Genomic DNA, 25,206 nt, shown 5'->3' with positions numbered 1-25,206 from the left:
TCTCGCGACTTCCGCCGCGCCCCGCACGCGGGGGAGCGGGGGTGAGCCGCCCCGCCGCCGTACGAGTCGTCCGGGCGCGGGCTTGACGTCCTTTCGCTCCGTCGGCCCATCAGGGCCGCCCTCGGATGGCGCAGTGTCCCGAACTGCGCACTAGTTGTAGTCAAGGTGCACTCTCTAGTGCGAACGGAGCCTGCGACATGACCCCCGACCCCTTCAGCTTCAGCATCAGTCCGGCGGAGGACGACACGGAACGGAGCGCTGGGCCCGGCCCCGCACTCGACCCCCCACGCGCCGTCCCCCCGTACCCGGCTCCCGCTACGCCCCCTGCCCCTGCCCCGCCGGCCGTGCCCCCTGTCGTGCACAGCGCCCCGGTCGTGGCGGCGGCTCCGGTCGGCCCGAGCCATCCCTACGAGACCGTCCGTCCCGACGAGCCCAGCCGTCCCGACGAGACGGGCCGTCACGAAGAGACCGTCCGTCCCGACGAGCCCGCACGGCCGGTGCGGCCGGAGCGCGAGCCGGAGCACAAGCCGGAGCGCGAGCCGGCGGCGGGCCCCGTGGCCGCCTCGGAAGAGCCGGACAAGGACGAGACCGGCGACGAGGCGATACACACCCTCCTGTCGACGGCGGCGACCGAGCGCCCGGTGGAGGAGGTCGCGTCACTGGTCGCCCGGCTCCAGGCGAGCGGCGAGGTGTCCAGCCCCGCGGACGTGGCGCTCCGCGCCGCCGCCGTCTCGCGCCCCCTGGACGAGGTGCGGCAGCTGGTCGCACTGCTCAACGCCTCGGGGTACGACCTCCACCAGGCCGAAACCACGCTGCGCGCCGCGGCGGTGGGCCGGCCGATCGAGGACGTGGTGGAGCTCGTGAACATCCTGGGCACCGACGCCAGCGACTGGCGCTCCGCCGGCGGGCACGTCGAGGAGCGGAAGGCCGAGCCCGGCCAGGACGGCCGCGAGACGGCCGGCGGGGGCGCTGTCCCGGTCGTCGACGCCGCCCCGAAGCGGCGGCGAGGAGACGCGAAGCGGCCAAACTCGGGCCTGGACGGCGCACTGGCCTCAGGTCCCGGCAGCCACACCGCCTCCTCGGCGCTGCGGTCGGCCCTGCGCTGGCCGGCGGCGGTCGCGCTGCTCGCCTGCGGCCTCGTCCATGTGCCCTCGGATCTCGCGGATCTGCGGGCGGGCGGCCAGCCCGAGATGCTCTCGCTGGCGGTCACCGTGCTGTGCCTGCTGTGTGGCCTGTGGCTCGCGGTACGGGACACCATGATCCTCTGGGCCGCCGCCTCGGGCCTCGCCGTGAGCGTCGTCGTGCTTCAGGCGGTCGAGAGCGCCGGCATGACCGATCTGGTGAACAGCAGCCCGGCCTTCACGCTCACGTGGGCGAAGGCCACAGCACTGCTCACCGCCGCGGCCGTGGTCGCGGCGGCCGGTTCCACCCTGCTGCGCCACACGAAGACGACCGGCGCAGCGGACAACGCCTGACGCGCGGGGCGTGCCATCGGCACGCCCTCCGTCGGCACCATGAGCACGCCGACCCCGCGCGTCAGTCCTGGTGCGCGCTGGTCAGAGCGGTGCTGACCAGGCGGGTCGCGAAGTCGCGGTCGTCGGTGAGCCGGTTGATGTGCTCGGCGAGCAGGAAGGTCGTGGCTTCCAGGGCGTTCATCTCGTCCTTGGTCCAGTCACCGTACTGCTGGCGCCACAGGCTGGGGCTCAGCCCGGTGGCCGAGGCGATGACCAGGCCGGCCATGGTGGGGATGGCCTCGGGGCGGACGCTCTTCGGCATCATGCGCAGCGTGCCGACGAGGCTGGGCACCACGTACTCGATGACGTCCTTGTCGTGGTCCTCATAGGCCATCCGCAGCCACTTCACGAACATGAAGATGAGCGTGCACGCGCCGTCCAGCAGATCATGGGCTCCCCTGGGGCCCAGGGACGCGGCGAACTGGTCGATCAACTCCTGCAGTTCGGCGTCGGGCTCGGTCCTGCCGTCGTAGATGGCCTTGAGCCGGGAGTCGATCATCAGGAGTGCCGCACCCACATCGCCGGCGGGAGCGTTCTGGGGGTCACAAGGCGATGACACAGGATTCCTCCTCATGTGACAGCGGCAGGCACCGCGGCCTGTCCCTACGTACCGTAGACCGCTGATCGAGCGGGGGTCCGGCGAATGGCGGCGTCCAGCGGGGGGACCCTGCCATGCGTTCTGCGCCATATGCCCTATTTGCCCCGCTCTGGCGAGTGAAGCAGAACACTCTCTGCAACGCATTGCGCATGGATTTCAGGAGCCAGGGCAGGCGGCCGGATCGCCGGCACAACCGGCAGGGGGATTCAAAGGAACGAAAGGCCATACGCGACGTGACGGCAGCACAACAGAGCATCCATGTGGGCGGAGAGTGGCGCGCGGCCCTCTCCGGCGCCACGCGCGAGATCATCGACCCCGTCGACGCGACCGCCTTCGCGGTCGTGGCGGAGGGCGGTGTCAAGGACACCGACGACGCCGTGGCCGCCGCACGAGCCGCCTTCGACGACGGTGCCTGGCCGCGTACGCCGGTCGCCGAGCGGGCCGCGCTGCTGAGGCGCGTCGCCGCCCTGCTCGAGCGCGACCGCGAGCGGATCGGCGCCCTGGAGAGCCAGGACGCAGGCAAGACGCTGGAGGAGGGCCGCGTCGACGTCGACTGCGTCCGCGACGCCTTCCTCTACTTCGCCGACCTCGTGGCGAACGAGGACGGCGGACGGGTCGTCGACGCCGGCTCGGACGAGATCCGCAGTGTCGTCGTGCACGAGCCGGTCGGGGTCTGCGCCCTGATCACGCCGTGGAACTACCCGCTGCTCCAGGCCAGCTGGAAGATCGCGCCCGCCCTCGCCGCCGGCAACACGTTCGTGATCAAGCCCAGCGAGATCACCCCGCTGACCACCGTCGTACTGGTCGAACTGCTCCTGGAGGCCGGGCTGCCGCTCGGCGCCGCGAACATCGTCACCGGTCCCGGCGACACCGTCGGCGCCCGGCTCGCCGAGCACCCCGATGTCGACCTCATCTCCTTCACGGGCGGTCTCGTCAGTGGCACGAAGGTCGCCAGGGCGGCCGCCGACAGTGTGAAGAAGGTCGCCCTCGAACTGGGCGGCAAGAACCCCAACGTCGTGTTCGCCGACGCCTGTTCGACGCCCGAAGGGTTCGACACCGCCGTCGACCAGGCGCTCAACGCCGCCTTCATCCACAGCGGCCAGGTCTGCTCCGCCGGCTCCCGCCTCATCGTCGAGGAGTCGCTGCGCGAGCGCTTCGTCGCCGAGCTCGCCCGCCGGGCCGAACTGATCCGGCTCGGCCGCGGCACCGACGAGGGCGTCGAGTGCGGTCCGCTGGTCTCCGCGGCCCAGTTGGCGAGGACCGAGGAGTACGTGTCCTCCGCCCTCGGCGAGGGCGCGGTCCTGCGCGCGGGCGGCGAGAAGCCTGCGGGCCCCGGCTACTTCTTCCGGCCCACCGTCCTGGACCACTGCCACCGCCGCATGCGGGTCGTCCGCGAAGAGATCTTCGGCCCCGTCCTCACCGTGGAGACCTTCCGCACCGAGGAGGAGGCCGTCGCCCTCGCCAACGACACCGAGTACGGCCTCGCGGGCGCCGTGTGGACCGCCGACGAGGACCGTGCCCGACGGGTCGCGGCCCTGCTGCGCCACGGCACCGTCTGGATCAACGACTTCCATCCCTACCTGCCACAGGCGGAGTGGGGCGGCTTCGGGAAGTCCGGCATCGGCCGCGAACTGGGCCCCAGCGGCCTCGCCGAGTACCGCGAGGCCAAGCACATCTACCAGAACCTCGCTCCGCGCCCCGTGCGCTGGTTCGCGGGCGAGCAGCAGAAGGACCAGGCATGAACGACCAGCACGTGTACGACTACGTCGTCGTCGGCGGCGGTACCGCGGGCTCGGTGATCGCCTCCCGGCTGACCGAGGACCCGGACGTGAGCGTCGCCGTCATCGAGGGCGGCCCCAGTGACGTCGGCCGCGACGACGTCCTCACCCTGCGCCGCTGGATGGGTCTGCTCGGCGGCGAGCTGGACTACGACTACCCCACCATCGAGCAGCCCCGGGGCAACTCGCACATCCGCCACAGCCGTGCGCGGGTGCTCGGCGGCTGTTCCTCCCACAACACCCTCATCGCGTTCAAGCCCCTCCCCTCCGACTGGGACGAGTGGGCCGAGGCCGGTGCCGAGGGGTGGGACGCGGCGGCCATGGATCCGTACTTCGCCCGGCTGCGCAACAACATCGTCCCCGTCGCCGAGGCCGACCGGAACGCGATCGCCCGGGACTTCGTCGACGCGGCGCAGACCGCGCTCGGCGTTCCGCGCGTCGAGGGCTTCAACAAGCGCCCCTTCGACGAGGGCGTCGGCTTCTTCGACCTCGCGTACCACCCGGAGAACAACAAGCGGTCCTCCGCCTCCGTGGCCTACCTGCACCCGTTCCTGGACCGGCCGAACCTGCACATCGCCCTGGAGACCTGGGCGTTCCGCCTCGAGTTCGAGGGCACCCGCGCCACCGGCGTGCACATCCGTACCAAGGAGGGCGACGAGCACGTCGTACGAGCCCGGCGTGAGGTCCTGGTGTGCGCCGGTGCCGTGGACACCCCGCGCCTGCTGCTGCACTCCGGCATCGGGCCGCGCGCGGACCTGGAGAAGCTCGGCATCCCCGTCGTGCACGACCTGCCGGGCGTCGGGGAGAACCTGCTCGACCACCCCGAGTCCGTCATCGTGTGGGAGACCCACGGTCCGATCCCGGAGAACTCCGCGATGGACTCCGACGCCGGGCTGTTCGTCCGCCGGGACCCGGAGGCCGAGGGGCCGGACCTGATGTTCCACTTCTACCAGATCCCCTTCACCGACAACCCCGAGCGTCTGGGCTACGAACGGCCCGCGCACGGCGTGTCGATGACCCCGAACATCCCCAAGCCGCGCAGCCGTGGACGGCTCTACCTGACGAGCGCCGACCCCGAGGTCAAGCCCGCGCTCGACTTCCGGTACTTCACCGACGAGGACGACTACGACGGCCGGACCCTCGTCGACGGGATCCGCATCGCCCGGCAGATCGCGGCGAGCGAACCGCTGGCCGGATGGCTGAAGCGCGAGGTCTGCCCGGGGCCGGAGGTCACCTCCGACGAGGAACTCAGCGCGTACGCGCGCCACGTCGCGCACACCGTCTACCACCCGGCCGGCACCTGCCGGATGGGGGCCGACGACGACGAACTCGCCGTCGTCGCGCCCGATCTCAAGGTCCGGGGCCTCGACGGCATCCGGATCGCCGACGCGTCCGTCTTCCCGACCATGACCGCCGTCAACCCGATGATCGGCGTGCTCATGGTCGGCGAGAAATGCGCCGACCTGCTGGGAGGTACGACCCGATGAACACTCCGCCCCACCATACGAACGTCTTCTCCGTGCGCGACCTGTGGAAGGTCTTCGGTCCGAAGGCCGACCGCGTGCCCGCCGACGAGGAGCTCGCGACCCTCGGCGCCGCCGAGCTGCGCGAGCGGACCGGCTGCACGGCCGCCGTCCGCGATGTCTCCTTCGACGTCCGCAAGGGCGAGGTCTTCGTCGTCATGGGCCTGTCGGGCTCGGGCAAGTCGACACTCGTCCGCTGCCTGACCCGGCTCATCGAGCCGACCTCGGGCACGATCTCCATCGACGGCGAGGACGTGCGGTCCATGGACGCCGGCCGGCTCCGCGAGCTGCGCCGGCACCGGGCGGCGATGGTCTTCCAGCACTTCGGCCTGCTGCCGCACCGGACGGTGCTCGACAACGTCGCCTACGGTCTGGAGATCCAGGGCGTGGGACGCGGCGAACGGCGCGAGCGGGCGGCGGAGTTCGTCACCAAGGTGGGCCTGGAGGGCATGGAACACCGCAGGCCCAGCCAGTTGTCCGGTGGCCAGCAGCAACGCGTCGGGCTGGCCCGCGCGCTCGCCGTGGACCCCGAAGTCCTCCTGTTCGACGAGCCGTTCAGCGCGCTCGACCCGCTCATCCGCCGGGACATGCAGGAGGAGGTCGTACGCCTGCACCGGGAGGAGGGACGCACGATGGTCTTCATCACGCACGACCTGAGCGAGGCGCTGAAGCTCGGCGACCGCATCGCGCTGATGCGCGACGGCCGCATCGTCCAGCTGGGCACGCCCGAGGAGATCGTGGGCGCCCCCGCCGACGACTACGTCAGGGACTTCGTCCGGGACGTGCCGCGCGAACAGGTACTGACCGTCCGCTCGGCGATGCGCCCCGCGCTCGCCGACGAGCGCGAGGCCGGCCCCGCACTCGCCCCGGGCGCCACCGTCCACGAGGCCATCGAGGCCGTTGCCCGTACGGGCGAGAACGCGCGGGTCGTCGAGGACGGCCGCTGCCTCGGCGTGGTCGACCACGCGGGACTCCTCGGCGTCGTCGCCGGGTTCCCGGCCACGACGGGGAAGGCGGTGGCCTGATGTACGCCCATACGACCTGGCCCCCGCCGGGCGCCACGACCGGAGCCGACGCAGCGGGCGCGCGCCGCACCGCACGGCCTCTCCCGGGGCCTGCCCGTTGTGCCGGACGCACCATTGCCGGGCCGGCCGACGGGAGTACGAGTGTCCTCGCCCGCCGCGCGGGCAGGACGCACGACACTGGGCGGTGGGGCCGATGACCGCCACCGTCAGCCCCGCTTCTCCCGCGCCCACGACCGCCGCCGGGACCCGTGCGCTGCGTGCGCTCGCGCGTCACCGCAGCCGGCTGATCGGCGCGGGCGCGGCCGTCGCGCTCGTCCTCGGTGCCGTGCTTCTGGGCGGCGGCAGCTGGCCGGCGTCGCTCGCCGTCGATGTGTCCGGGCCGCTCGGACGCGCCGGCGACTGGATCATCGACAACCGTGACGGCCACCCGCTGTTCCTCTACTTCCTCGGGCACGTCAGCAACGTCGTGGTCGTCTCCGTCCGCGCCGTGTACCTCGTGCTGCTCGCCCTCGGCTGGGCGGGCGTCACCGCCGCCGCCGGGCTCCTGGCCTGGCGGGTCGCGGGCTTCCGGCTCGCGCTGACCTCCGTCGCCGCCTTCGCCGTGTGCGGACTGCTCGGCATGTGGGTGCCCACCATGCAGACGCTCGCCCTGATGGTGGTCGCCGTCGCCGCGTCCGTGCTGCTCGGCGGTCTCCTCGGGCTGGCCGCCGGCCTGTCCGAGCGTATGCACCGGGTCCTGCGCCCGGTCCTCGACACCATGCAGGTGCTGCCGGCCTTCGCGTATCTCCTGCCCGTCGTCCTCGTCTTCGGCATCGGTGTGCCCGCGGCCGTCCTCGCGACCGTCGTCTACGCCGCCCCGCCCATGGCCCGTCTCACCGCGCTCGGGCTGCGTGGCGCGGACGCCGGTGTCATGGAGGCCGCCGCGTCCCTCGGCGCGACCGGCAGGCAGCGACTGCTTACGGCCCGGCTGCCGCTGGCCCGCAAGGAGCTGCTGCTCGGCGTCAACCAGTCGATCATGATGGCGCTCGGCATGGCCGTGATCGCGTCCGTCATCGGCGCGGGCGGCCTCGGCGACCGGGTCTACCAGGCGCTGGCCTCCGTCGACGTCGGTGCCGCGCTCGCCGCCGGTGTGCCGATCGTGCTGCTCGCCATCGTCCTGGACCGGGTCACCGCCGCGGCGGGGGAGCGGATCGGCGCGGCCCCGGCCCGCCGGGCCGGGCTCCGCTGGGCCGTCGCTCTCGCGGCGACCGCTGCTGTCGCCGTCGCGGGCCGCCTGTCCGGCCGGCTCTCCTGGCCCGACGCGTGGACGGTGGACATCGCCGAGCCGGTCAACGGGGCGGTCGGCTGGATGACCGCCCACCTCTACTCCGGCGTACCCCTCGTCGGCGGTACGGCCGACTGGGCGGGACGTTTCACCACGTACGTCCTCAACCCCCTGCGTGACGGCTTGCAATGGCTGCCCTGGTGGGCGGTTCTGCTGACCGTCGGCGCGCTCGCCCTGCTCATCGGTACCTGGCGCACCGCCGCGACCGCCGTCCTCGCGATGGCCGCGATCGGCGTGCTCGGTGCCTGGGGCCCGGCGCTCGACACGCTGTCCCAGGTACTGGCCGCCGTCGCCGTGACGTTGCTGCTCGGCGTCGCGGTCGGGGTCGCCGCGGCCCGCAGCACCCGCCTGGAACGCGCACTGCGCCCGGTGCTCGACGTCTTCCAGACGATGCCGCAGTTCGTCTATCTCATCCCGGTGGTCGCCCTGTTCGGCGTGGGCCGCGCCCCGGCGGTCGCGGCCGCCGTGGTCTACGCGCTGCCCGCCGTCGTACGGATCACGGCCCAGGGCGTACGCGCGGTGGACCCGGCCGCTCTGGAGTCCTCGCGCTCGCTGGGCGCGACCGGACGGCAGCAGCTGTTCCAGGTCCAACTGCCGCTGGCACGCCCCGCGCTGCTGCTCGCCGTCAACCAGGGCGTGGTGCTCGTCCTCGCCGTCGTCGTCATCGGCGGCCTCGTGGGCGGCGGCGCACTCGGTTACGACGCGGTCTTCGGCCTCGCCCAGGGCGACCTGGCGACCGGCCTGGTCGCGGGCGCGGCGATCGTCTGCCTCGGCCTCATGCTCGACCGGGTCACCCAGCCGACAGAACGCCGCGAACTCGCGGGAAAGGGGGCCTGACATGGCTCGCACACGCCTCGCCGCACTCGCGGCCGCCATCGGACTGCTGGCCGTCACCGGCTGCGGCGCCGCCGACATGACCCGCCAGTCCTCCCCGTACGCCGACGCGAAGGGCGCCCGCACGGTGACCCTGTCCGTGCAGTCGTGGGTCGGCGCCCAGGCCAACGTCGCCGTCGCCCAGTACCTGCTCGAGCACGAGCTCGGCTACCGGGTCGACACCGTCCAGATCGACGAGATACCCGCCTGGGACGCGCTCAGCCAGGGCCGGGTGGACGCCATCCTGGAGGACTGGGGCCACCCGGAGCAGGAGAAGCGGTACATCGACGACAAGGGGACGATCGCGCGCGGTGGCGATCTCGGCGTGACCGGCCACATCGGCTGGTTCGTACCGACGTACTTCGCCGAGCAGCACCCGGACGTCACCGACTGGAAGAACCTGAACAAGTACGCCGACCAGCTCCGTACCGTGGAGAGCGGCGGCAAGGGCCAGTTGCTCGACGGCTCCCCGTCCTACGTGACGAACGACAAGGCGCTCGTGGAGAACCTGGACCTCGACTACCAGGTCGTGTTCGCGGGCTCCGAGGCGGCGCAGATCACGCAGATCAAGCAGTTCGCCAAGGAGAAGAAGCCGTTCCTGAGCTACTGGTACAAACCCCAGTGGCTGTTCGAGAAGGTCCCGATGACGGAGGTGAAGCTGCCCGCCTACAAGGAGGGATGCGACGCCGACCCGGAGAAGGTGGCCTGCGCCTACCCGCACACGCCGCTCCAGAAGTTCCTCAACGCCCGCTTCGCGGACGGCGGAGGTGACGCGGCCGCCTTCCTGAAGAAGTTCCGCTGGACGACCGAGATGCAGAACGACGTCGCCCTGATGATCGCGGACCAGAAGCTGTCGCCCCAGGAAGCGGCGGGCCGCTGGGTGAAGGAGAACGAGGCCACCTGGCGAGCCTGGCTCCCGTCCTGAGCACGAGGTCCGGAGCGCCTGCGCCCCGCGTCAGCGCGCGGCCGTCGGGTGCGGGCACTCCGGGAGCGCCGGCTGGTCCCTGGTGCGTACGGCGGGGAGCCAGGCCGCGGGGGGCTTGGAGCCGGGTGGGAGACGGACGCGGAACCAGGCGGTGGACCGCTGGTCCTCCTCGTCGATGATGGGCTGCCCGTCGGGCAACCGGCAGTCGGCGGCGAGGACGTCGCCGTGCCACACCCTGGTCCGTACGACGTTCTCCGCGGTGTAGGGCCGCACGGGATCGATCGCCAGGCCCAGACTGCACCGCGGGTCCCGGTCGGCCCGGTCCTGGCAGCCCCGCTCCGCGTTGAACACCCGGACCGTGCCGGCCGTCGCCCCCGCACGGGCGGCCGGCGCGGACGAGCTCACCCGTGCCGCGTCCGAGCACAGGGCCGCGCCGGCGATCCCGCACAGCGCGGCGGCGAGGACGGCGGCGCGGGCCCGGGCCCGCAGCCGCCCCGCCCCCGTCCCGGGCGTCCCCTCGTGGGCGGCGATGCGGGCGAGCAGCCTCTCGGCGGTGTGCGGGGCGCGCGCCGCGTGGGTCGGGGCGAGGCAGTCGGCGATCAGCGCGCGCCAGAACGGTGGTACGGCGTGGTCCATGCGCAACGGGGCACGCCCCTCGCCGTACTCCTGGACCGCGGCGCCCCGCGCCACGGGTGTGGCGCCGGAGAACGGTGAGGCGCCCGACGCGAACACCTCGTGGATGATGATGCCGAGGGCCCAGATGTCGGCAGTCGGCCGGACCCGCACACCGAGTTCGCCGAGGGGCGCCCTCCAGCGCTCGGGCGGGAGGTAGTCCAGGGTGCCCATGGGAGGCGCGTACCCGTGTGTCCCCGTCAGCTCGGTGGCGAGGCCGAAGTCCGAGAGCTTCACGGAGCGGTCCTTGCCCAGGAGGACGTTCTCCGGCTTGAGATCCGCGTGGACCCAGCCCGACCGGTGGAGATGGGCGAGTCCCTCGCAGATTCCCGCGATCAGCCGGCCGCGATCGGCCTCGGGCACCCCCGCGTCGACGAGTTCCCGCAGACTGCCGACGGCCCGTTCCATGACCAGCACGATCGCGCCCTCCAGGGAGGGGCGGTCGGGAGCGGTGAGAACGAACGACTCCAGGAGGCCGATCAGGCGCGGATGCCCGGCCCTGCGCCCGAGTTCGACCTCGCGGCGGGCGGATTCCACGATCCTGCGCGCCTGCCGCGGTGCGAGTCCGGCGGTCGGCATGATCTTGAGCGCGACGTCGGTGGGGCCCGAAGCCGGACTCTCGGGGGGCCCGCCGGTTCGGTCCGGGTGTCTGCGGTCCTGTTGCCCTTGGTCCCGGTGGCCGTGGTCCTGGGGCCCGTGGTCCCCGTGCCCGTCGGCCGGCCGCGCCGCGTAGACCGTGGACCAGCCGCCGGATCCGATCAGCTTGGTGACCACCCAGCCTCCCACCCGATAGCCGGGCGGGAGCAGGTCCGTTCGGTCCGTGGTGTCTCCCAGGCCGTACGGCGCTGTCATCGTGCGGCCTGCCGCTCCCGCCCGCCGGACCCTGTCAGAGGCGGCAGCAGCGCGAGGTCCTCCTCCCGTACGAGCCCGAACCGCAGCGCGAGCCCGACGATCTCCTCCCGCTTGCCGTTGCGGCGGTCGCCCTTGCCGGGTTCGCGGGCGTCCGGGACGCCGATGCGCAGTTTCTCCTCGGCGAGATAGTCGATGTGCGAGCTGACCGCCCGCGCGGTCAGCGCGCCGCAGGCGGCGTGCCCCCGGAGCCGCTCGACGATCTGGGGAGTGGTGGGGACCGCCACACGGGACTGGTCACGCAGGCGCGGTTCGCAGAGCGCGACCAGGACGAGGAAGTACGTGGCCGTCGCGTCCAGGGAGTACGCGGTGACCGTGCGGGCTCCCCAGGGGCCGCCCATGGCCTCCGGGTCCAGATAGACGTGGTCGGGGGCGAACACCTGGAAGGCGACGGGGACGTCACCGCGGGTGGGCAGCACCACGCGGGAGAACTCGAACGGGATGGGCGCCCCGACCCGTCGCGGCGGAACCCTCAGGTATTCCCCCGCTCCCTCCGGATTCTCCACGAGATAGCTGTGGGTGGTGCTGTGGTTCGTCAGCTGCCAGTGGTCGTCGGTCACACGAATCTCCCCGGCGAGCCGGGAGATCGCCGGATCGGCGAGGCGCAGCTCGACGGGGACCGTCGCGGAGCCGCGTCCGAAGCGGGCGACCTCGCCGGGGCCGAGCCGTAACGTCACCGCGTCACCGTGCGGTTCGCCCCCGTCGGCGCCACCGCCTCCCTGCGGCAGATGGACCACTACGCCACTCACCGCTCCCCCCGTTCCACGCGTCGCACTTGTCGGACGAGCGGAACGATACTCATCTGTCAGGGGAGTTCACCGGCGTACTTTGGCCACTTCGCCGGGCGGCAGTGGTCCGTCGAGGCCGGGGTGCTGTTTCCGGGCCTCTGCCGAGCTGCGCGGCCGGAGTTCTCACGCCGCCAGGCCCCGCAAGGTGGGGAAGATCACCGTGCGCGGAGGGACGGAAACGGGGTTGGGGGAGGTTCGTGGCGCCTGCGAAACCCCGATCGGCCCCGTTCACGTGGCGAGATCCGCACACTCTGGCGGGTCAGTCGAGGGCGGGGCCGGCGGTGGCGTTGAGCCAGGTCCAGTCGGACCAGGTGGTGAAGCCGGTCTGCCACGTGTGGAAGGTGCCGACGCGGTTGGTGCCGAAGACCTCGATGCGGCCGTCGGCGTTGGTGGCGGCGGTGACCTCGGTGCCGCCGGTGCCGAAGGGGGACCAGTCGCTGTAGGGGGCGTTGGCGGCGGTCTGCCAGGTGTGCATGGCCGTGTCGCCGTTCAGTGCGAAGACCTCGACGCGGCCGTCAGGGGTGCGTTCGCTGGTGAGCTGTGCGTCGGCGGGGCCGCCGGTGGGTTCCCAGCCCGACCAACTGGTGGGGCCGGTCTGGTACTTGTGGAACACGCCGACCGGGCCGGAGGCGAAGACCTCCAGGCGGCCGTCGGCGTTGTGGTCGACGGTCAGGTCGTGTCCGCCGCCGCCGAAGGTGTCCCACGCCGACCAGCCGCCGTTGGGGGCGGTCTGGTACTGGTGCTGGAAGGTGCTGCCGTTGAGGGCGAAGACCTCCAGGCGGCCGTCGGGCGCCTTCTCCATCTCCACGCGGCTGTCGGCGGGGCCGCCGCCCGTGGGCTCCCACTCCGACCAGCCGCCGTTCGCGGCGACTTGGTACCTGTGGAAGAGCCCGGCGGGTCCCGAGGCGTACACCTCGATGCGGCCGTCGGCGTTGACACCGGCCGCGGTGTCCCGGCCGCCACCGCCGAAGGTCTCCCAGTTCGACCAGCCGCCGGACGGGTTCACCTGCCAGCGGTGCTGGAAGGTGTTCCCGTTGAGGGCGAGCAGTTCCAGACGGCCGTCGGCGTTGGGCGCGATGGCCAGTTGGGCGTTGCCGGGCCCGCCGAGGGACTCCCAGGCCGACCAGTTGCCGTTGACCTCCTGCTGCCAGGCGTGGTGGACGCCGTCGGCTCCGGCGGCGAACACCTCGAGGCGCCCGTCCGCCGACCGCGCCGACACGACCCGGCCCGACTCCGCCGGATACACCAACGGTTCGGGCCGCGGACCGCTGCCCGGGGTGCAGGGCAGCACCACGCCGCGCTCCGCGAGGTAGGGCTCGGGGTCGATCCCGTAGGAGGCGGACGGGTCTCCCCAGATCCGCAGATGAAGGTGGGGTCCGGTGGAGTTCCCCTCGGCGCCCATGAGGGCGATCTGCTGGCCGGCCACGACGCGGTCGCCGACGGAGACGTCCCGCCGGGACATGTGACCGTACTCGGAGATCCGCCCGTCGGGGTGCTGGACGCGGATCCATTGGCCGTAGTCGCCGGTGTACCCGGAGATGGTCACCTCGCCGTCGCCCACGGCGTAGATCGGCGTCCCGACGTCGTTGGCGATGTCGACGCCGTTGTGGCCGCTGTGGAAGTGCTGGGTCACGATGCCGGCGGCCGGGCAGGCCGCGGTGAGACCGGCGGTCCGGGCCGCGGCCGGAGCCGCGGGCACCAGGGCCGGCAGCAGCAGGGCGGCCGCCGCCGCGAGAACAGAGGTCGGTGCGCGTCGGGATGGTCCAGGAAGCACGAGACGCTCCTCCCTTGGCCGTGGTCGGGGTGAGTGGGACGGACGTACGGGCGGACTGGAACGTAGCAACGGCACGGGGCTCGGGTGACCCCGGAAGATTCCGGACTGACAGGCGGGAGTACGTCGGCTAGGCCGCTTCGCTGGCGTCCCGGGGTGCGGCGGCATCATCGGGATTTCATCGGTCCTCCTTAGCGTGGCCGCGTTCGGACGACCGGCCTGTACGACAGGGGAAAGGAAGGCCCGATGGCGCGGAGGAGATTACGAGCGAGGCTGCCGATGGCGGTCATGGCCGCGGTGGCGGTGATGAGCACGATGGCGGCCACCGGTTCGACGGCCACGGGGGCGGCCGCCGCCGAACCGGGGCCGGACAAGCCGACGATCCGTTACACCGAGTACGGAATCCCGCACATCATCGCCTCGAACTGGGAGGATCTGGGAACGGGCTACGGATATGCGGCGGCCAAGGACAACATCTGCACCCTGGCCGACACCTATCTGATGGTCAATGCCCAGAGGTCCCGCTACCTGGGGCCCGAGGGGAAGGCGAGCCCCGGCCAGAACCAGAACACCACCACCAATCTCAACAGCGACCTGTACTTCCAGCGGATCAAGGACAACCGGGTGGTGGAGCGGCTGCTCGACCAGCCCGCCCCCAACGGGCCGGAGCCGGAGGTCGAAGAGGCCATTCGCGGCTACGTCCAGGGATACAACAGGTACCTGGCCGAGACCGGCGTGAACGACATCTCCGACCCGGCCTGCCGCGGTGCGGCCTGGGTGCGGCCGATCACGGAGCTGGACGTCTACCGGCACGCGCACGCCGAGATCATCATGGGCAGCGCCGACGCCCTCCTTGACGGTCAGGTGAACGCCGCACCCCCGGGGGCGTCGGCCGCCGCCGCACAACCGGCGTCCTCACCCGCGAAGACTACGGCGAAGACCGCCGCGAAGACCGCCGCGAAGACCGCGGCGAAGATCCGTGACGCGATGGCGGTGAGCCGCCAACAGAGCATGGGCAGCAACGCGTTGGCGGTCGGCTCGCAGGGCGTGTCCGGCGGCACCAGCATGCTGCTGGCCAACCCGCACTTCCCCTGGCAGGGCAAGAACCGGATGTGGCAGAGCCAGCTGACGATCCCGGGAAAGATCAACGTCTCCGGCGCCAGTCTGCTCGGCTTCCCCGCCGTGAACATCGGCTACAACGACGACGTCGCCTGGAGCCACACCGTCGCCACGGTGGCTCCGTTCGGTCTCTTCGACGTACAGGTGGATCCGCTGAACCCCACCAAGTACCTGGTCGACGGCGTCTGGGAGCAGATGACCTCGCAGCAGGTCGGAGTCGACGTACGCAACGCGGACGGCTCCATCGGCAAGGTCACCAGGACCTTGTGGTCCACCCGCTACGGCCCGATCACCACGTCGATGCAGGGCGTGCCCTTGCCCTGGGTGGTCAGCGCGCACGCCGTGCGCGACGTGAACATGGACAACCTGAGGGCGTTGAACACCTGGTTCCGCCTCGACCAGGCCAAGGACGTCCACGACGTGGTGAACACCCTGGAGACCACGCAGGGCGTCCCCTTCTTCAACACTGTCGCCTCCGACCGCAAGGGCAACGCCCTGTACGCGGACATCCAGGCCACCCCGAACATCACCGACGAGCACGCGCAGTCGTGCCTCACCATGACCGGTCAGCTGCTGTTCAACCAGTCGCTACGGCTGCCGAACGTGCCGCCGATCTCCATCTTCGACGGCAAGCGCAGCGCGTGCGACTGGCCCGACGACCCGAACGCGGTCGCACCAGGTCTCCTCGACCCGCACAAGCAGCCGCGCCTGATCCGGTCCGACTTCGTGGGCAACGCCAACGACAGCGCCTGGCTGGCCAACCCCGAGCAGCCGCTGTCCTTCCCCCGGGTGATGGGCGACACCGCCGCGCCCCGGTCGCTGCGCACCCAGGAGCTCATCCTGACCGCGCAGAACCGGATCAACGGCACCGACGGCCTGCCGGGCAAGGGCTTCACACCGGAGACCATGGGGCAGTTGCTGTTCGCCGACAACAGCCGGGCGGCCGACCTGGCCCTCAACGCCACGGTGACGATGTGTCAGAACGTCCCCTTCGGGCTCATTCTGGTGGACGGCACCCTGGTCAACGTCAGCGAGGCATGCCCGATCCTGGCCGCATGGAAGAGCCATGACTACTCGGCGGACAGCCGGGGATCCTGGCTGTTCGCGAACTACTGGTCCTTCCTGCTCGGTGGGAACGGGATCGAGAAACTGCCGTGGCGGGTTCCCTTCGACCCCAAAGACCCGGTGCACACGCCCAACTCGCTGGATTCCGGGAGTTCCGCCGTCCGTGACGCGTTCGGCCGGGCCGTTCTCGCGCTGCGCAAGGCGGGCATTCCACTGAACGCCCCACTGTCGGACATCCAGAAGATCACCCGCGGTGGTGAGCAGATCCCGATCCACGGCTCGCTCGGCCAACTGGGCGTGCTGAACGTGATCACTCCCGGCCAGGTCGACGGAAAGCTGGACATCGTCTTCGGCTCCAGCTTCATCCAGCAGGTGCGCTTCACCGCCGACGGCCCGCCACAGGCGCGCTCCGTCATGGCCTACTCCCAGTCGGCCAATCCGAACTCACCGCACTACGCCGATCAGACCAGGCTGTTCTCGGCAGGCCAGTGGGTCACCGAGCGGTTCACCGAGGAGCAGATCGCGGCCTCACCGGAATTGCAGATCAAGGTTCTGAACTGAGAATGCCGAAACACTCACGAGGGGGCACGCTGTGACAAGAAGCTCGAACTGGTGGCGCATCGTGGTGGCCTGGACGATCGCCGCGGTCGCCGTCGTCGCGCCGGCGGGTTCGGCACAGGCCGCCGACAGCGGCACCGCGCCGCCACCGATGACCAACGGGTTCGGACTGACCCAGGTCGGCACGGCGACAGGAAGTGCCACCGACTTCTACCTCACGGTGACCACACCCGAGGTCGCGGGCGAGCAGCACATCAAAATCATTCTGCCGAGCGGCTACTACGACGACCCGGGCAGGCGTTACCCGGTGATGTACTTCCTGCACGGTTCGCCCGACGACCCGATCCAGCAGAACTATCCGGCGCTGAGCATGTCGAACGAGATGATCACCGTCATTCCGGACGGCGGCGCTCGGGGCTGGTACGCCAACTGGCTCAACCAGAAGACCCAGGCCGGTGCCCAGAACTGGGAGAACTTCCACCTCAAGCAGGTGATTCCGTTCATCGACGCGAACCTGCGGACCCTCGCCACCAAGAAGGCCCGGGCCATCGCCGGCATCTCCATGGGCGGCTTCGGGGCCTTCCACTACGCCCAGGTCCGTCCTGACCTGTTCAGCCAGACCGCGTCCCTGTCCGGAGACATCGACCTGTCGGCCAGGTCCATGGACCTACGGCTGGCCGTCGTCGCCTCCCTCATCGACGCGACGGGCGCGATCTGCGGCTCGGCATCCGGAGCCTGCGACCCCGACGACTCCCCGTACAAGCCCGGTGTGGACAGTGACGCCGCGTTCGGCTCGCCCTACCCGGTGTTCAACGCCGACTGGCGGTGGAACGAGGTCGACCCGTCACAGCACATGGACAGGCTCGCCCAGGGCGGAGTCGGGGTCTCCATCTATACGGGTGACGGAGGCGGCTCGCCCCTCGAACCGGAGTTCTGGATCGCCGGCGCGGCCAAGAACGTCAAGGCCGCCATGGACGCTCTGGGCATGTCCTACTCCTATGTCAACTACGGCGACGGCTCCGGCTGGGGCACCCGGTGCAACGGCGGCCACAACTCCGGCTGCTGGGAAGAGGACCTTCGGGACCTGATCCCCAGGCTGGAAAGGGCCTTCGCCTCCTGACCGTACGAGCGCCCGCCGTCGTCCCGTCCACCGCTGGTGCGGTGCGGGACGACGGCAGGCGCGTTTGTCGAAGCGGTCAGTTGATCGCGGGGCCGGAATCGTTCAGCCAGGCCCATTCCGACCAGCTGGTGAACCCGGTCTGCCACCGGTGATAGACGCCCGCGTGGCTCGTACCGAACACTTCGACGCGACCGTCGGCGTTGTTGCCCGCACCGATCTCGGTGCCGCCGCCACCGAAGGTCTCCCACGGCGCGTACGACGCGTTCGGGCCGGTCTGCCAGGTGTGGCTCGCGGTGGTGGCGTTGATCGCGAACACCTCGACGCGGCCGTCGACCGACCGCGAGGTGGTCAGCTCGGCGTTGGAGATCCCGCCGGTGCCCGTCCACTCCGACCACGAGGTCGGGCTGGTCTGCCAGCGGTGGAACACACCGTCGGCGTTGGAGGCGAACACCTCCAGCCTGCCGTCCTGGTTGTAGCTCGTAGTGACGTCGTGTCCGCCGCCGCCGAAGTTCTCCCAGGCGGACCAGTCGCCGTTGACGCCGGTCTGGTAGAGATGCCCGAACGTCGAGTCCGACAGCGCGAACACCTCGAGTCGCCCGTCGGGCGCGTTCTCGACGGCGAGTCGGGCATTGGCGGGGCCGCCGCCGGCGCCTTCCCAGGTGGACCAGCCGCCGCTGGGCGCGGTCTGCCAGCGGTGGAACACCCCGTTGGTATTGGAGGCGAACACCTCGATACGGCCGTCGGCGTTGTTGCCCGCCGCCAGTCGGTACCCTCCGGTGCCGAAGTTCTCCCAGGCGGACCAGCCCGCACTGGGCGCCGTCTGCCACATGTGATCGAACGTAGAGTCCGACAGCGCGAACAGCTCAAGCCGGCCGTCCGCGTTGGACGCCACCGCCAGCTGCGCGTTGCGCGGACCACCCGCGAACCGCCACGGCGACCACGTGCCGTTCACCGCGGTCTGCCACGAGTGGTACACGCCATCGGCACCGGCGGCGAAAGCCTCGAGGCGCCCGTCCGCCGACCGCCCGGACACCACCCGGCCCGAGGCGTACGGGTGCCTGGGGCCGCCGCTCGTACCGGCCCACAGCGCGTTGGCGATGAGCGTGGCGTCGTCCGCCTCGATGCCGTAGAGGTGACGCAGGTCCTCCCTCGGCCGCTGAACGTTCCAGCACACGTAGCCGATCTCCGCGTCGTTCCACGAGCCGCCCGGGAACTGCTGCTCCATCGCGTCGAGGAAGGCGTTGGTGGCGTAGGCCGGATTCAGACGCTCCTCCCGCGTACCCCACCAGTCCTGCTGCTGGAACAGCCCGATGCTGGTGTGGTCGACGGCCTGGGAGTAGTTGTTCATGCTGCTCTCCACGATGATCGTGGCGATGGCGATCGCAGCCGCTCTCGGGTTGAGCCCCCTGTCCTTCACCGCCTGCGTGACCATCCGCGCGCAGGACATCTTGTACGCGTCCAGGTAGCCGGCCATCTTCGCGCGCAGCTGCGGGTTGAGCTGGTCGGCCATGATGCCGTCGGTGGCCGACGGGCCGGCCGGATCACAGGGCTCGGTCGGAATGGCCATCCCCTCCGGGCCACTGAAGTACCGGGAGACGCCCAACCGGTCCTCGCCCGGGCCCGGAACGGGCCCCGGCCGGGCGATGGCGACCGAGCCGGTCATCCCGATGACCAGCGCCCAGATTCCGGCCATGATGGCCAGTCCGGTGAATGCGCGGTATAAGCCACTTCTTGCCATGGTGTGCCTTTCCGTCGTGAACTCCGCTCGTATCGGCGGCCGACAGTAGAGGCCACCGATGAAATGCCGATGGAATCGCCCCCGCGCGGGTTTCATCGGGATGTCATCGGCCGCTGCCAATGTCATGACGCGTAGGCCGACCAGGTCGACCAAAAAGGGGAGGATCGAATGCGAGCAAGGAAAATCGCGGCCGCGTCAGCCGGACTTCTGCTGACAGCCGGGCTTTCGGTGGCACAGGGGTCCACGGCGCAGGCGGCGGCTCCGTGCGAGGGCACCTACACGATCGTCGTCGGTGGCACGGGCAGCTCGTGGAACAACGACGGCTTCACCGGCAACATCCAGCAGCACGTCGGGTACCCCACCCAGATCCCCAACGGCGCGAGCGCCCGGGCAGGCGTCAACGAGCTGAACCGGCTGGTCCGCGACCAGCGTGCCGCGTGCCCTGACCAGCACGTCAAGATGGGCGGGTACTCCCTGGGCGCCGCGGTGGTGCACATCTGGGTCACCGAGAACTGGCAGACGTTCGACAACGTCAACGCCGTTCTCATCGCGGACCCCAAGCGCCAGGGCCCTCCCGGCGCGAACGGCGGAGCCGTGCCGTTCGGCGGTTTCGTCGGCGCTCCGCTGGCCGGCGCCGACCGGTTCTTCGGAAACGTGCCGGTCAAGACGATCTGCCACTGGGACTACGTCTGCGACGAGTCCGCCGGCATTTGGACCTACCCGAACAACCACGTCAGGAACTACCCGAACGACTTCAACATGGATCACCACAACGACAGCGCCAATGAGCAGTGGTACAACGGCGCCTGGTATCCCGCCTCCTGGTAACCATGAGCCGCGGAAAGCTCGTCGGCCGGGTGCGGTGGCCGAATTCCCTCACCACCGGTCAACGCACCCGGCCGGCCACGGGGGTGAAGCCGAGGCCGGCTTCGTCACCGCGCAGAATCATCTGGTGTGTCCGCCGCAGCATCCGGCTCGGCGGCACCCCCAGGTCGTCGGCCAGACGGCGGCGGGCACGGTCGTACACGGTCAATGCGTCGGCCTGTCGGCCGTTGCGGTACAGCGCTCGCATCAGCATCGCCGCCAACGGCTCGTTCAGGGGGTGCGCCGCGGACAGGGCGAACAGCTCGGCGATCGCTTCCGCGTCCTGGCCGAGCCGCAGCTGCCACTCCAGCTTCCGCTGCACGATGGCGATCCTGCGCTCGGTGAGCCGCAGCCGCTCCAGTTCGGCGAGCGGCCCGGGCAACCCGGCCAGCGGCTCCCCGCGGAACAGCTCCAGCGCTTGGGCACACAGGCGGACCGCCTCGGCCGGTTCGCCCGCTCGCTCGGCCGTCCCGATGCCGGTGACCAATGCCTCCATACGCGCCACGTCCACGTCGACGGCGCCGGCGACCAGGTGGTAACCACGCCGGGCATGCTCGATGACGGAGTCCGGGCTGTCCCCGATGCGCAGGGCCTTGCGTAATCGGTAGATGTACACCGGCACCACGTTCGCGGCCGGCGGCTCCATCCCCCATACATCGTCGAGCAGTTCCTGCTGGCTGAGGGTCCGCCCCGGGCACAGCGCCAGCGCCGCCAGTACGGCTTGCTGGCGGAGATGCCCCAGGTCCAGGGGCCGCCCGTCCTGCCATGCCCGCAGCGGTCCGAGCACGGAGATCCGTACCTTCGGTCCGGCCGCCCGGCCGACGGCGGTCGGCGGCACCGGGCTCACCGACCGCGTCCGGGGGCCACGTCCGGGGACGACCAGGCCGCAGTCGAAGGCGTGGACGATGGCGGCGGCTCGGTCGCGCAGACCGAGCTTCACGAGGATCCGCGCGAGGTGTGCGGCCACCGCGCCCTCGGGGATCGCGAGGGCGGCGGCGATCTCGTCGTCCCGCAGGCCGCAGCCGACCGCGGAGAGCACCCTGCGCTCCTGATGCCCGAGCACGGTGGACGTGGGGCGGTCGGTGGTGGTGGTCGTCGGCATCGCTGCTCCCCCGGCGCCGTACTGGTCGGTCTGGCGGGCGCCGTCGACAAGGTAGAGGGGGGAGCGTCGGGCAGGGCATCCGGAACGATCCGGAGTGACACGCGGGGCCGGGACACCTGGGGAGGCGGTGGACGGCGCACGTGGTGCGTGCGACGGTCAGTGCGGGATGCGCCCGGTCGGCGCATCCGCCACCGGTATGCCGAAGTCGGGGCTGCCGTCGGCGTTCCACCGCAGAATCTGGATGCGGGTGTGCCGGTTCGGGTCGTGCAGCGGGTCGCCGTTGATCTCCTTGTACTGGCGGGCGTGGTAGACGAGGACGTCGGTGCGGCCGTCCTCGGCGACGGTGAACGAGTTGTGGCCGGGGCCGTACTGGCGTGTGGCGTCGCTGCTCGTGAAGACCGGGGCCGGGGACTTCCGCCACGAGGCCGGATCCAGCAGGTCGCTGCCGGCGTCGGCGGTCAGCAGTCCCATGCAGTAGCTGCTGTCGGTGGCGCTCGCCGAGTACGTCATGAAGACACGGCCGTTGCGGGCGATGACCGAGGGCCCCTCGTTCACCTTGAAGCCGCGGGTCTCCCAGTCGTACGTCGGCGAGGACAGCCGGACCGGGCGGCCGCTGATCGTCCAGGGGTTCGCCATCGGGGCGATGTAGAGGTTGGTGTTGTTGTCGATGCCGGGCTCGTGCTGGGCCCATGTCAGGTAGCGGACGCCGCGGTGCGTGAAGGTGGAGGCGTCCAGCGAGAAGGTGTCCCAGGCCGTCGTGATCTGCCCCTTCTCGGTCCACGTCCCCCGGAACGGGTCCGGGTGGGAGTTCTCCAGGACGTACATCCGGATCTTCCAGATGTCGTCGGCCCGGCCCGCGGCGAAGTAGATGTACCAGCGGCCGTCGACGCGGTGGATCTCCGGTGCCCAGATGTGGGCGCTCATCTCGCCACTGGTGTGCTTCCGCCACAGCACGGTTTCCGCTGCCCCGGTCAGGCCCTGCAGCGTCCTGGAACGGCGCAGGACGATGCGGTCGTACTCCGGCACGGTGGCGGTGAAGTAGTAGTGGCCGTCGGTGTGCCGGTGGATGTGCGGGTCGGCGCGCCGCGGCACCAGCGGGTTGGCGTACCGGCCGGCCGATGCGGCGGCCGGGCCTTCGGCGGCCCGGGCCACGGCGGGCAGACCCGCCGCCGTACCCAGGGCCAGGGCGCCCGCGAGCACTCCTCGGCGGCTGACGTCGTTGTGGTTCATGGTGTTCTCCTCAGTGCGTCTTGATCCGCATGAAGGTGATCGAGTGGGGCGGGAAGGTGTATGTGAAGGCGGTGTCGACACCGTCGATCGTCGACCGCCTCGGCCGGATCGGCTGCGACGAGGACGTGTTCTCGGCGTCGGGGTCGCCCTGGAGCGTGGTCAGGCGGGCGACCGGCGCGACGTCGGTCTCTCCGCCGAGGTCGATCCGCGTACGGGCGGCGGCGTCCTGCGCGTTGACGACCTTGACGATCAGCTCGCCGGTGGCCCGGTCGCGGGTGACGACCTGACGGAATGGTTCGGCCACCTTGTCGTCGGTGAAGCTGCCCCATTCCCTGCCGTCCAGGAACAGCGTGACGTGCCGTCCGCGGACCTCGATCCGCACGTCGTACGCACGGCCGCTCTCGATCGTCGTGCCGTCCTCGACCATGGTCTGCTTGGCGCCGCCGACGGATTTCTCCACGGCCGAGCGGGTGTTGCCCCAGCCTCCGAGGTTCCACCAGTAGTGGTTCCCGGTGTCCTTCACCCCGAAGGCGATCAGGAAGCCCTCGCGCCCGGACCGCTTGGTGGCCTTCAACCGCAGGTCGTAGTCCTGCCAGGCCGGGTCTCCGGCGGTGACCAGCGTGTTCTCGGCGGTGGCGTCGGACTGCACGTACGCGCCGTTCTCGACGGCCCACGCACCGCGTTCCGCGGCCCGCGTCCACTGACCGTCACCGCCCGAGAAGTCGTCGCCGAACAGGGTGCGGCCGTCGGGCGCGGTGACCGTGACGTCGTCGTACGCGGCGCTGGTGGCCCAGGTCGACAGGCCGACGGCACCGCCGATGGGGGCGATGGTGGCGGGCGTGGGGGAGGCCTCGCTGGGGACGACGTGGTCCCCGACGTTGGTCATGAACAGCTTCTGCGTCTCGTAGCTGGTCGACCCCCATGACCTCTGGTTGTCGAACCAGATCATGTCGGGGCGCCACTGGACGGAGTCCGTGCGCGCGAGCAGCGGGGCGTACGACGCCAGCTTGACGACGTCGGCGTTCCGCTCGAGACCGGTCATGTAGGCCGCCTCGGCCAGCGCGTTGGAGAAGCGGTTGTCGAGGGAGGCGTACTCGCCCAGGAACACCTTCGGTCCCTGGCGGTCGTAGGAGTCGTAGCGCCGGTTGTTCTCCAGGAACCACTGCGGGCTGTTGTAGTAGTGCTCGTCGACGAGCTTCACACCCGCCGCCCGGTTCAGCGCCCAGAGGCGGTCGAAGGTCCGGCCGGTGTCGTCGGGGCCGGAGTTGCCGACCACCGTGATCTCGGGATGCTCGGCCTCGATGGCCGTGCGGAACGCGGTGAAGCGCTCGAAGTACTCGTCGGGGAGGTTCTCCTCGTTGCCGACCGCGAGGTGGGTCAGGCCGAAGGGCTTCGGGTGCCCCATCGCCGCCCGCTTCGCGCCCCAGGTGGAGGTCACCGGCCCGTTGGCGAACTCGATCAGGTCGAGGGTGTCCTGGATGTGCCGCCGCAGGAGCTCGGGGTCGTCGGTCGCCCGGTTCTGGCCGCACCCGGTGACGAGCGCGGGCACGACCGGCAGGGGCATGGCGCCGATGTCAGCGGCGAACTGGAAGTACTCGAAGTACCCCAGGCCGTAGGACTGGTTGTAGCCCCAGAAGTTGGCGTTGGTCGCCCGCTGCTCGACGGGTCCGATGGTGTCCTTCCACTGGTAGGACCGCCGCCGTTCCCAGTTCGGGGCCTCGTACGCCTCGTGGCTTCCGGTGTTGACCAGACAGCCGCCGGGGAACCGCAGGAAGCCCGGCTTCAGTGCGGCGATCTTCTCGGCGAGGTCCTTGCGCAGCCCGTTGGGGCGGCCGCGGAACGTCTCCCGGGGGAAGAGCGAGACCATGTCGAGCCGGACCGTGCCGGAGCCGCCCGCGGTCACCGTGAGCCGGCCGGCCGTGCTCGTGGTACGAGCGGTGAGGGTGCCGGTGTACTTGGTCCAGCGGTCTCCGCGTACCGCGATGCGCAGGGGGTCGGCCAGGGCCGTGTCTCCGGAGGCGTCCCGCAGACCGACGGTCAGCGGTGTGCCGGAGGAGCGGTCGGTGCGCGCCCACACGGAGAAGTCGTACGTCTCGCCCGCGCGCACGGTCATGCCGGAGGCGTGGCCGGAGTTGGTCACCCCGAACCCGGCCCCGGCCCCTGCGCCCGTCTGGCCGTCGAGCCTCAGCCGCAGGTGGCGCCGGTTGCGCTCGGCCAGTCGGCCGTCGTCGTCCACGACCTCCGCGGTGCCCGTCGCGCCCCCGGTCGCGGTCGGGGACCACGCGGTCATCGGGGTGTACGAGCGGTGGTCCGCGGTGTCGTACTCGAAGGACCGATTCTGCACCAGCTCGGCGTACAGGCCTCCGTCGGCCGCGTGGTTGATGTCCTCGAAGAAGATGCCGTACATCGTGTCGTCGATGGCGGGGCCGGTACGGGCCGCGTCGACGGTGAGCGAGTAGTCGACCGCGGCTGCTTCCGACGCCGGCGCGCTCGACGCGGTGGCGGGAAGCGGAAGCAGTGTCGCGGCGAGCAGGACGCTCAGGGTGGGGGCGAGTCTGGACCCCCTGCGCGGTATGCCGAGTGTCATGGCGCGTCTCCCTCAGGTGGTTCGAAATATCGGACAACGTCTGGGATTTCGCTCGCCGAAGAATGTCGGTCCCGGTGACGTCACGTCAACACCCCCGAAATCCACGGGAGATGAATGACGCAC

Annotated in this window: 17 protein-coding genes; 9 read left to right on the top strand and 8 right to left on the bottom strand. The window is 70.9% G+C overall.

Annotated features, from left to right (window positions below; all coding sequences use genetic code 11):
- The first annotated feature begins 344 nt into the window (after nt 1–344).
- Entirely contained in the window at nt 345–1,475 is a 1,131-nt protein-coding gene (locus ACZ4VI_RS01360; RefSeq protein ID WP_467995542.1) for a hypothetical protein, read from the top strand.
- 61 nt (nt 1,476–1,536) lie between these two features.
- Here the strand turns inward: ACZ4VI_RS01360 and ACZ4VI_RS01355 are convergent, their stop codons facing one another.
- On the bottom strand, nt 1,537–2,073 hold the full coding sequence (locus ACZ4VI_RS01355) for a hypothetical protein (RefSeq protein ID WP_467995541.1): 537 nt from the start codon (nt 2,071–2,073) through the stop codon (nt 1,537–1,539).
- A gap of 272 nt (nt 2,074–2,345) precedes the next feature.
- On the opposite strand from ACZ4VI_RS01355, the gene ACZ4VI_RS01350 reads away from it, so the two are divergent.
- The 5 genes from ACZ4VI_RS01350 (at nt 2,346) to ACZ4VI_RS01330 (ending at nt 9,560) form a co-directional block, all read left to right on the top strand.
- Nucleotides 2,346–3,854, top strand: coding sequence for an aldehyde dehydrogenase family protein (locus tag ACZ4VI_RS01350; protein WP_467995539.1), 1,509 nt, complete (start codon nt 2,346–2,348; stop codon nt 3,852–3,854).
- Nucleotides 3,851–5,377, top strand: a complete 1,527-nt coding sequence (locus ACZ4VI_RS01345; RefSeq protein ID WP_467995537.1) for a GMC family oxidoreductase — start codon at nt 3,851–3,853, stop codon at nt 5,375–5,377. The genes ACZ4VI_RS01350 and ACZ4VI_RS01345 overlap by 4 nt, the downstream gene beginning before the upstream one ends.
- Entirely contained in the window at nt 5,374–6,438 is a 1,065-nt protein-coding gene (locus ACZ4VI_RS01340; protein ID WP_467995535.1) for a quaternary amine ABC transporter ATP-binding protein, read from the top strand. Before ACZ4VI_RS01345 ends, ACZ4VI_RS01340 begins: the two co-directional genes overlap by 4 nt.
- Nucleotides 6,439–6,631: 193 nt before the next feature.
- Nucleotides 6,632–8,599 (top strand): ABC transporter permease subunit, encoded by a 1,968-nt coding sequence (locus ACZ4VI_RS01335; protein WP_467995533.1) that lies wholly within the window; start codon nt 6,632–6,634, stop codon nt 8,597–8,599.
- Nucleotide 8,600: 1 nt separating this feature from the next.
- Complete coding sequence (locus ACZ4VI_RS01330) at nt 8,601–9,560, top strand: ABC transporter substrate-binding protein (RefSeq protein WP_467995531.1); 960 nt, start codon at nt 8,601–8,603, stop codon at nt 9,558–9,560.
- A 30-nt stretch (nt 9,561–9,590) separates the two neighbouring features.
- On the opposite strand, the gene ACZ4VI_RS01325 is transcribed toward ACZ4VI_RS01330, so the two are convergent.
- The 3 genes from ACZ4VI_RS01325 to ACZ4VI_RS01315 form a co-directional block, all read right to left on the bottom strand.
- Nucleotides 9,591–11,084 carry a serine/threonine-protein kinase gene (locus tag ACZ4VI_RS01325; RefSeq protein ID WP_467995529.1) on the bottom strand — a complete coding sequence of 498 codons (1,494 nt, stop codon included), beginning with the start codon at nt 11,082–11,084 and terminating at the stop codon, nt 9,591–9,593.
- Nucleotides 11,081–11,890, bottom strand: coding sequence for an FHA domain-containing protein (locus ACZ4VI_RS01320; RefSeq protein WP_467995527.1), 810 nt, complete (start codon nt 11,888–11,890; stop codon nt 11,081–11,083). The genes ACZ4VI_RS01325 and ACZ4VI_RS01320 overlap by 4 nt, the downstream gene beginning before the upstream one ends.
- 298 nt (nt 11,891–12,188) lie before the next feature.
- A complete protein-coding gene (locus tag ACZ4VI_RS01315; protein ID WP_467995525.1) occupies nt 12,189–13,703 on the bottom strand; it encodes a DUF8189 domain-containing protein in 1,515 nt (504 codons plus the stop codon).
- A 243-nt stretch (nt 13,704–13,946) separates the two neighbouring features.
- On the opposite strand from ACZ4VI_RS01315, the gene ACZ4VI_RS01310 reads away from it, so the two are divergent.
- Complete coding sequence (locus ACZ4VI_RS01310) at nt 13,947–16,445, top strand: penicillin acylase family protein (protein ID WP_467995524.1); 2,499 nt, start codon at nt 13,947–13,949, stop codon at nt 16,443–16,445.
- Between the two features lie 31 nt (nt 16,446–16,476).
- Nucleotides 16,477–17,562 (top strand): alpha/beta hydrolase, encoded by a 1,086-nt coding sequence (locus tag ACZ4VI_RS01305; RefSeq protein WP_467995522.1) that lies wholly within the window; start codon nt 16,477–16,479, stop codon nt 17,560–17,562.
- Nucleotides 17,563–17,638: 76 nt separating this feature from the next.
- On the opposite strand, the gene ACZ4VI_RS01300 is transcribed toward ACZ4VI_RS01305, so the two are convergent.
- Entirely contained in the window at nt 17,639–19,300 is a 1,662-nt protein-coding gene (locus ACZ4VI_RS01300) for a PLL family lectin (protein ID WP_467996258.1), read from the bottom strand.
- A 168-nt stretch (nt 19,301–19,468) separates the two neighbouring features.
- Between ACZ4VI_RS01300 and ACZ4VI_RS01295 the strand changes: the two genes are divergently transcribed.
- On the top strand, nt 19,469–20,128 hold the full coding sequence (locus ACZ4VI_RS01295) for a cutinase family protein (RefSeq protein ID WP_467995520.1): 660 nt from the start codon (nt 19,469–19,471) through the stop codon (nt 20,126–20,128).
- Between the two features lie 58 nt (nt 20,129–20,186).
- On the opposite strand, the gene ACZ4VI_RS01290 is transcribed toward ACZ4VI_RS01295, so the two are convergent.
- The 3 genes from ACZ4VI_RS01290 to ACZ4VI_RS01280 form a co-directional block, all read right to left on the bottom strand.
- The gene (locus tag ACZ4VI_RS01290) at nt 20,187–21,266 is read right to left on the bottom strand and encodes a BTAD domain-containing putative transcriptional regulator (RefSeq protein WP_467995518.1); all 1,080 of its coding nucleotides are present in this window, start codon (nt 21,264–21,266) and stop codon (nt 20,187–20,189) included.
- Nucleotides 21,267–21,422: 156 nt separating this feature from the next.
- Nucleotides 21,423–22,496, bottom strand: a complete 1,074-nt coding sequence (locus ACZ4VI_RS01285; RefSeq protein WP_467995516.1) for a glycoside hydrolase family 43 protein — start codon at nt 22,494–22,496, stop codon at nt 21,423–21,425.
- Nucleotides 22,497–22,506: 10 nt separating this feature from the next.
- Complete coding sequence (locus ACZ4VI_RS01280; RefSeq protein ID WP_467995515.1) at nt 22,507–25,083, bottom strand: alpha-L-arabinofuranosidase C-terminal domain-containing protein; 2,577 nt, start codon at nt 25,081–25,083, stop codon at nt 22,507–22,509.
- Nucleotides 25,084–25,206: the final 123 nt, after the last annotated feature.

The organism is Streptomyces sp. NPDC029169 (genome assembly GCF_055563935.1).
Note: the sequence above shows the minus strand (reverse complement) of the source record. Positions and strands in the feature narration are given on the sequence as shown.

Bases quoted from the DNA above. Each gene is read 5' to 3' on its own strand.
- ACZ4VI_RS01285 (WP_467995516.1), bottom strand. From the start codon at position 22,496: ATGAACCACAACGACGTCAGCCGCCGAGGAGTGCTCGCGGGCGCCCTG.
- ACZ4VI_RS01280 (WP_467995515.1), bottom strand. From the start codon at position 25,083: ATGACACTCGGCATACCGCGCAGGGGGTCCAGACTCGCCCCCACCCTG.
- ACZ4VI_RS01310 (WP_467995524.1), top strand. From the start codon at position 13,947: ATGGCGCGGAGGAGATTACGAGCGAGGCTGCCGATGGCGGTCATGGCC.
- ACZ4VI_RS01335 (WP_467995533.1), top strand. From the start codon at position 6,632: ATGACCGCCACCGTCAGCCCCGCTTCTCCCGCGCCCACGACCGCCGCC.
- ACZ4VI_RS01325 (WP_467995529.1), bottom strand. From the start codon at position 11,084: ATGACAGCGCCGTACGGCCTGGGAGACACCACGGACCGAACGGACCTG.
- ACZ4VI_RS01295 (WP_467995520.1), top strand. From the start codon at position 19,469: ATGCGAGCAAGGAAAATCGCGGCCGCGTCAGCCGGACTTCTGCTGACA.
- ACZ4VI_RS01345 (WP_467995537.1), top strand. From the start codon at position 3,851: ATGAACGACCAGCACGTGTACGACTACGTCGTCGTCGGCGGCGGTACC.
- ACZ4VI_RS01330 (WP_467995531.1), top strand. From the start codon at position 8,601: ATGGCTCGCACACGCCTCGCCGCACTCGCGGCCGCCATCGGACTGCTG.
- ACZ4VI_RS01300 (WP_467996258.1), bottom strand. From the start codon at position 19,300: ATGGCAAGAAGTGGCTTATACCGCGCATTCACCGGACTGGCCATCATG.
- ACZ4VI_RS01290 (WP_467995518.1), bottom strand. From the start codon at position 21,266: ATGCCGACGACCACCACCACCGACCGCCCCACGTCCACCGTGCTCGGG.
- ACZ4VI_RS01340 (WP_467995535.1), top strand. From the start codon at position 5,374: ATGAACACTCCGCCCCACCATACGAACGTCTTCTCCGTGCGCGACCTG.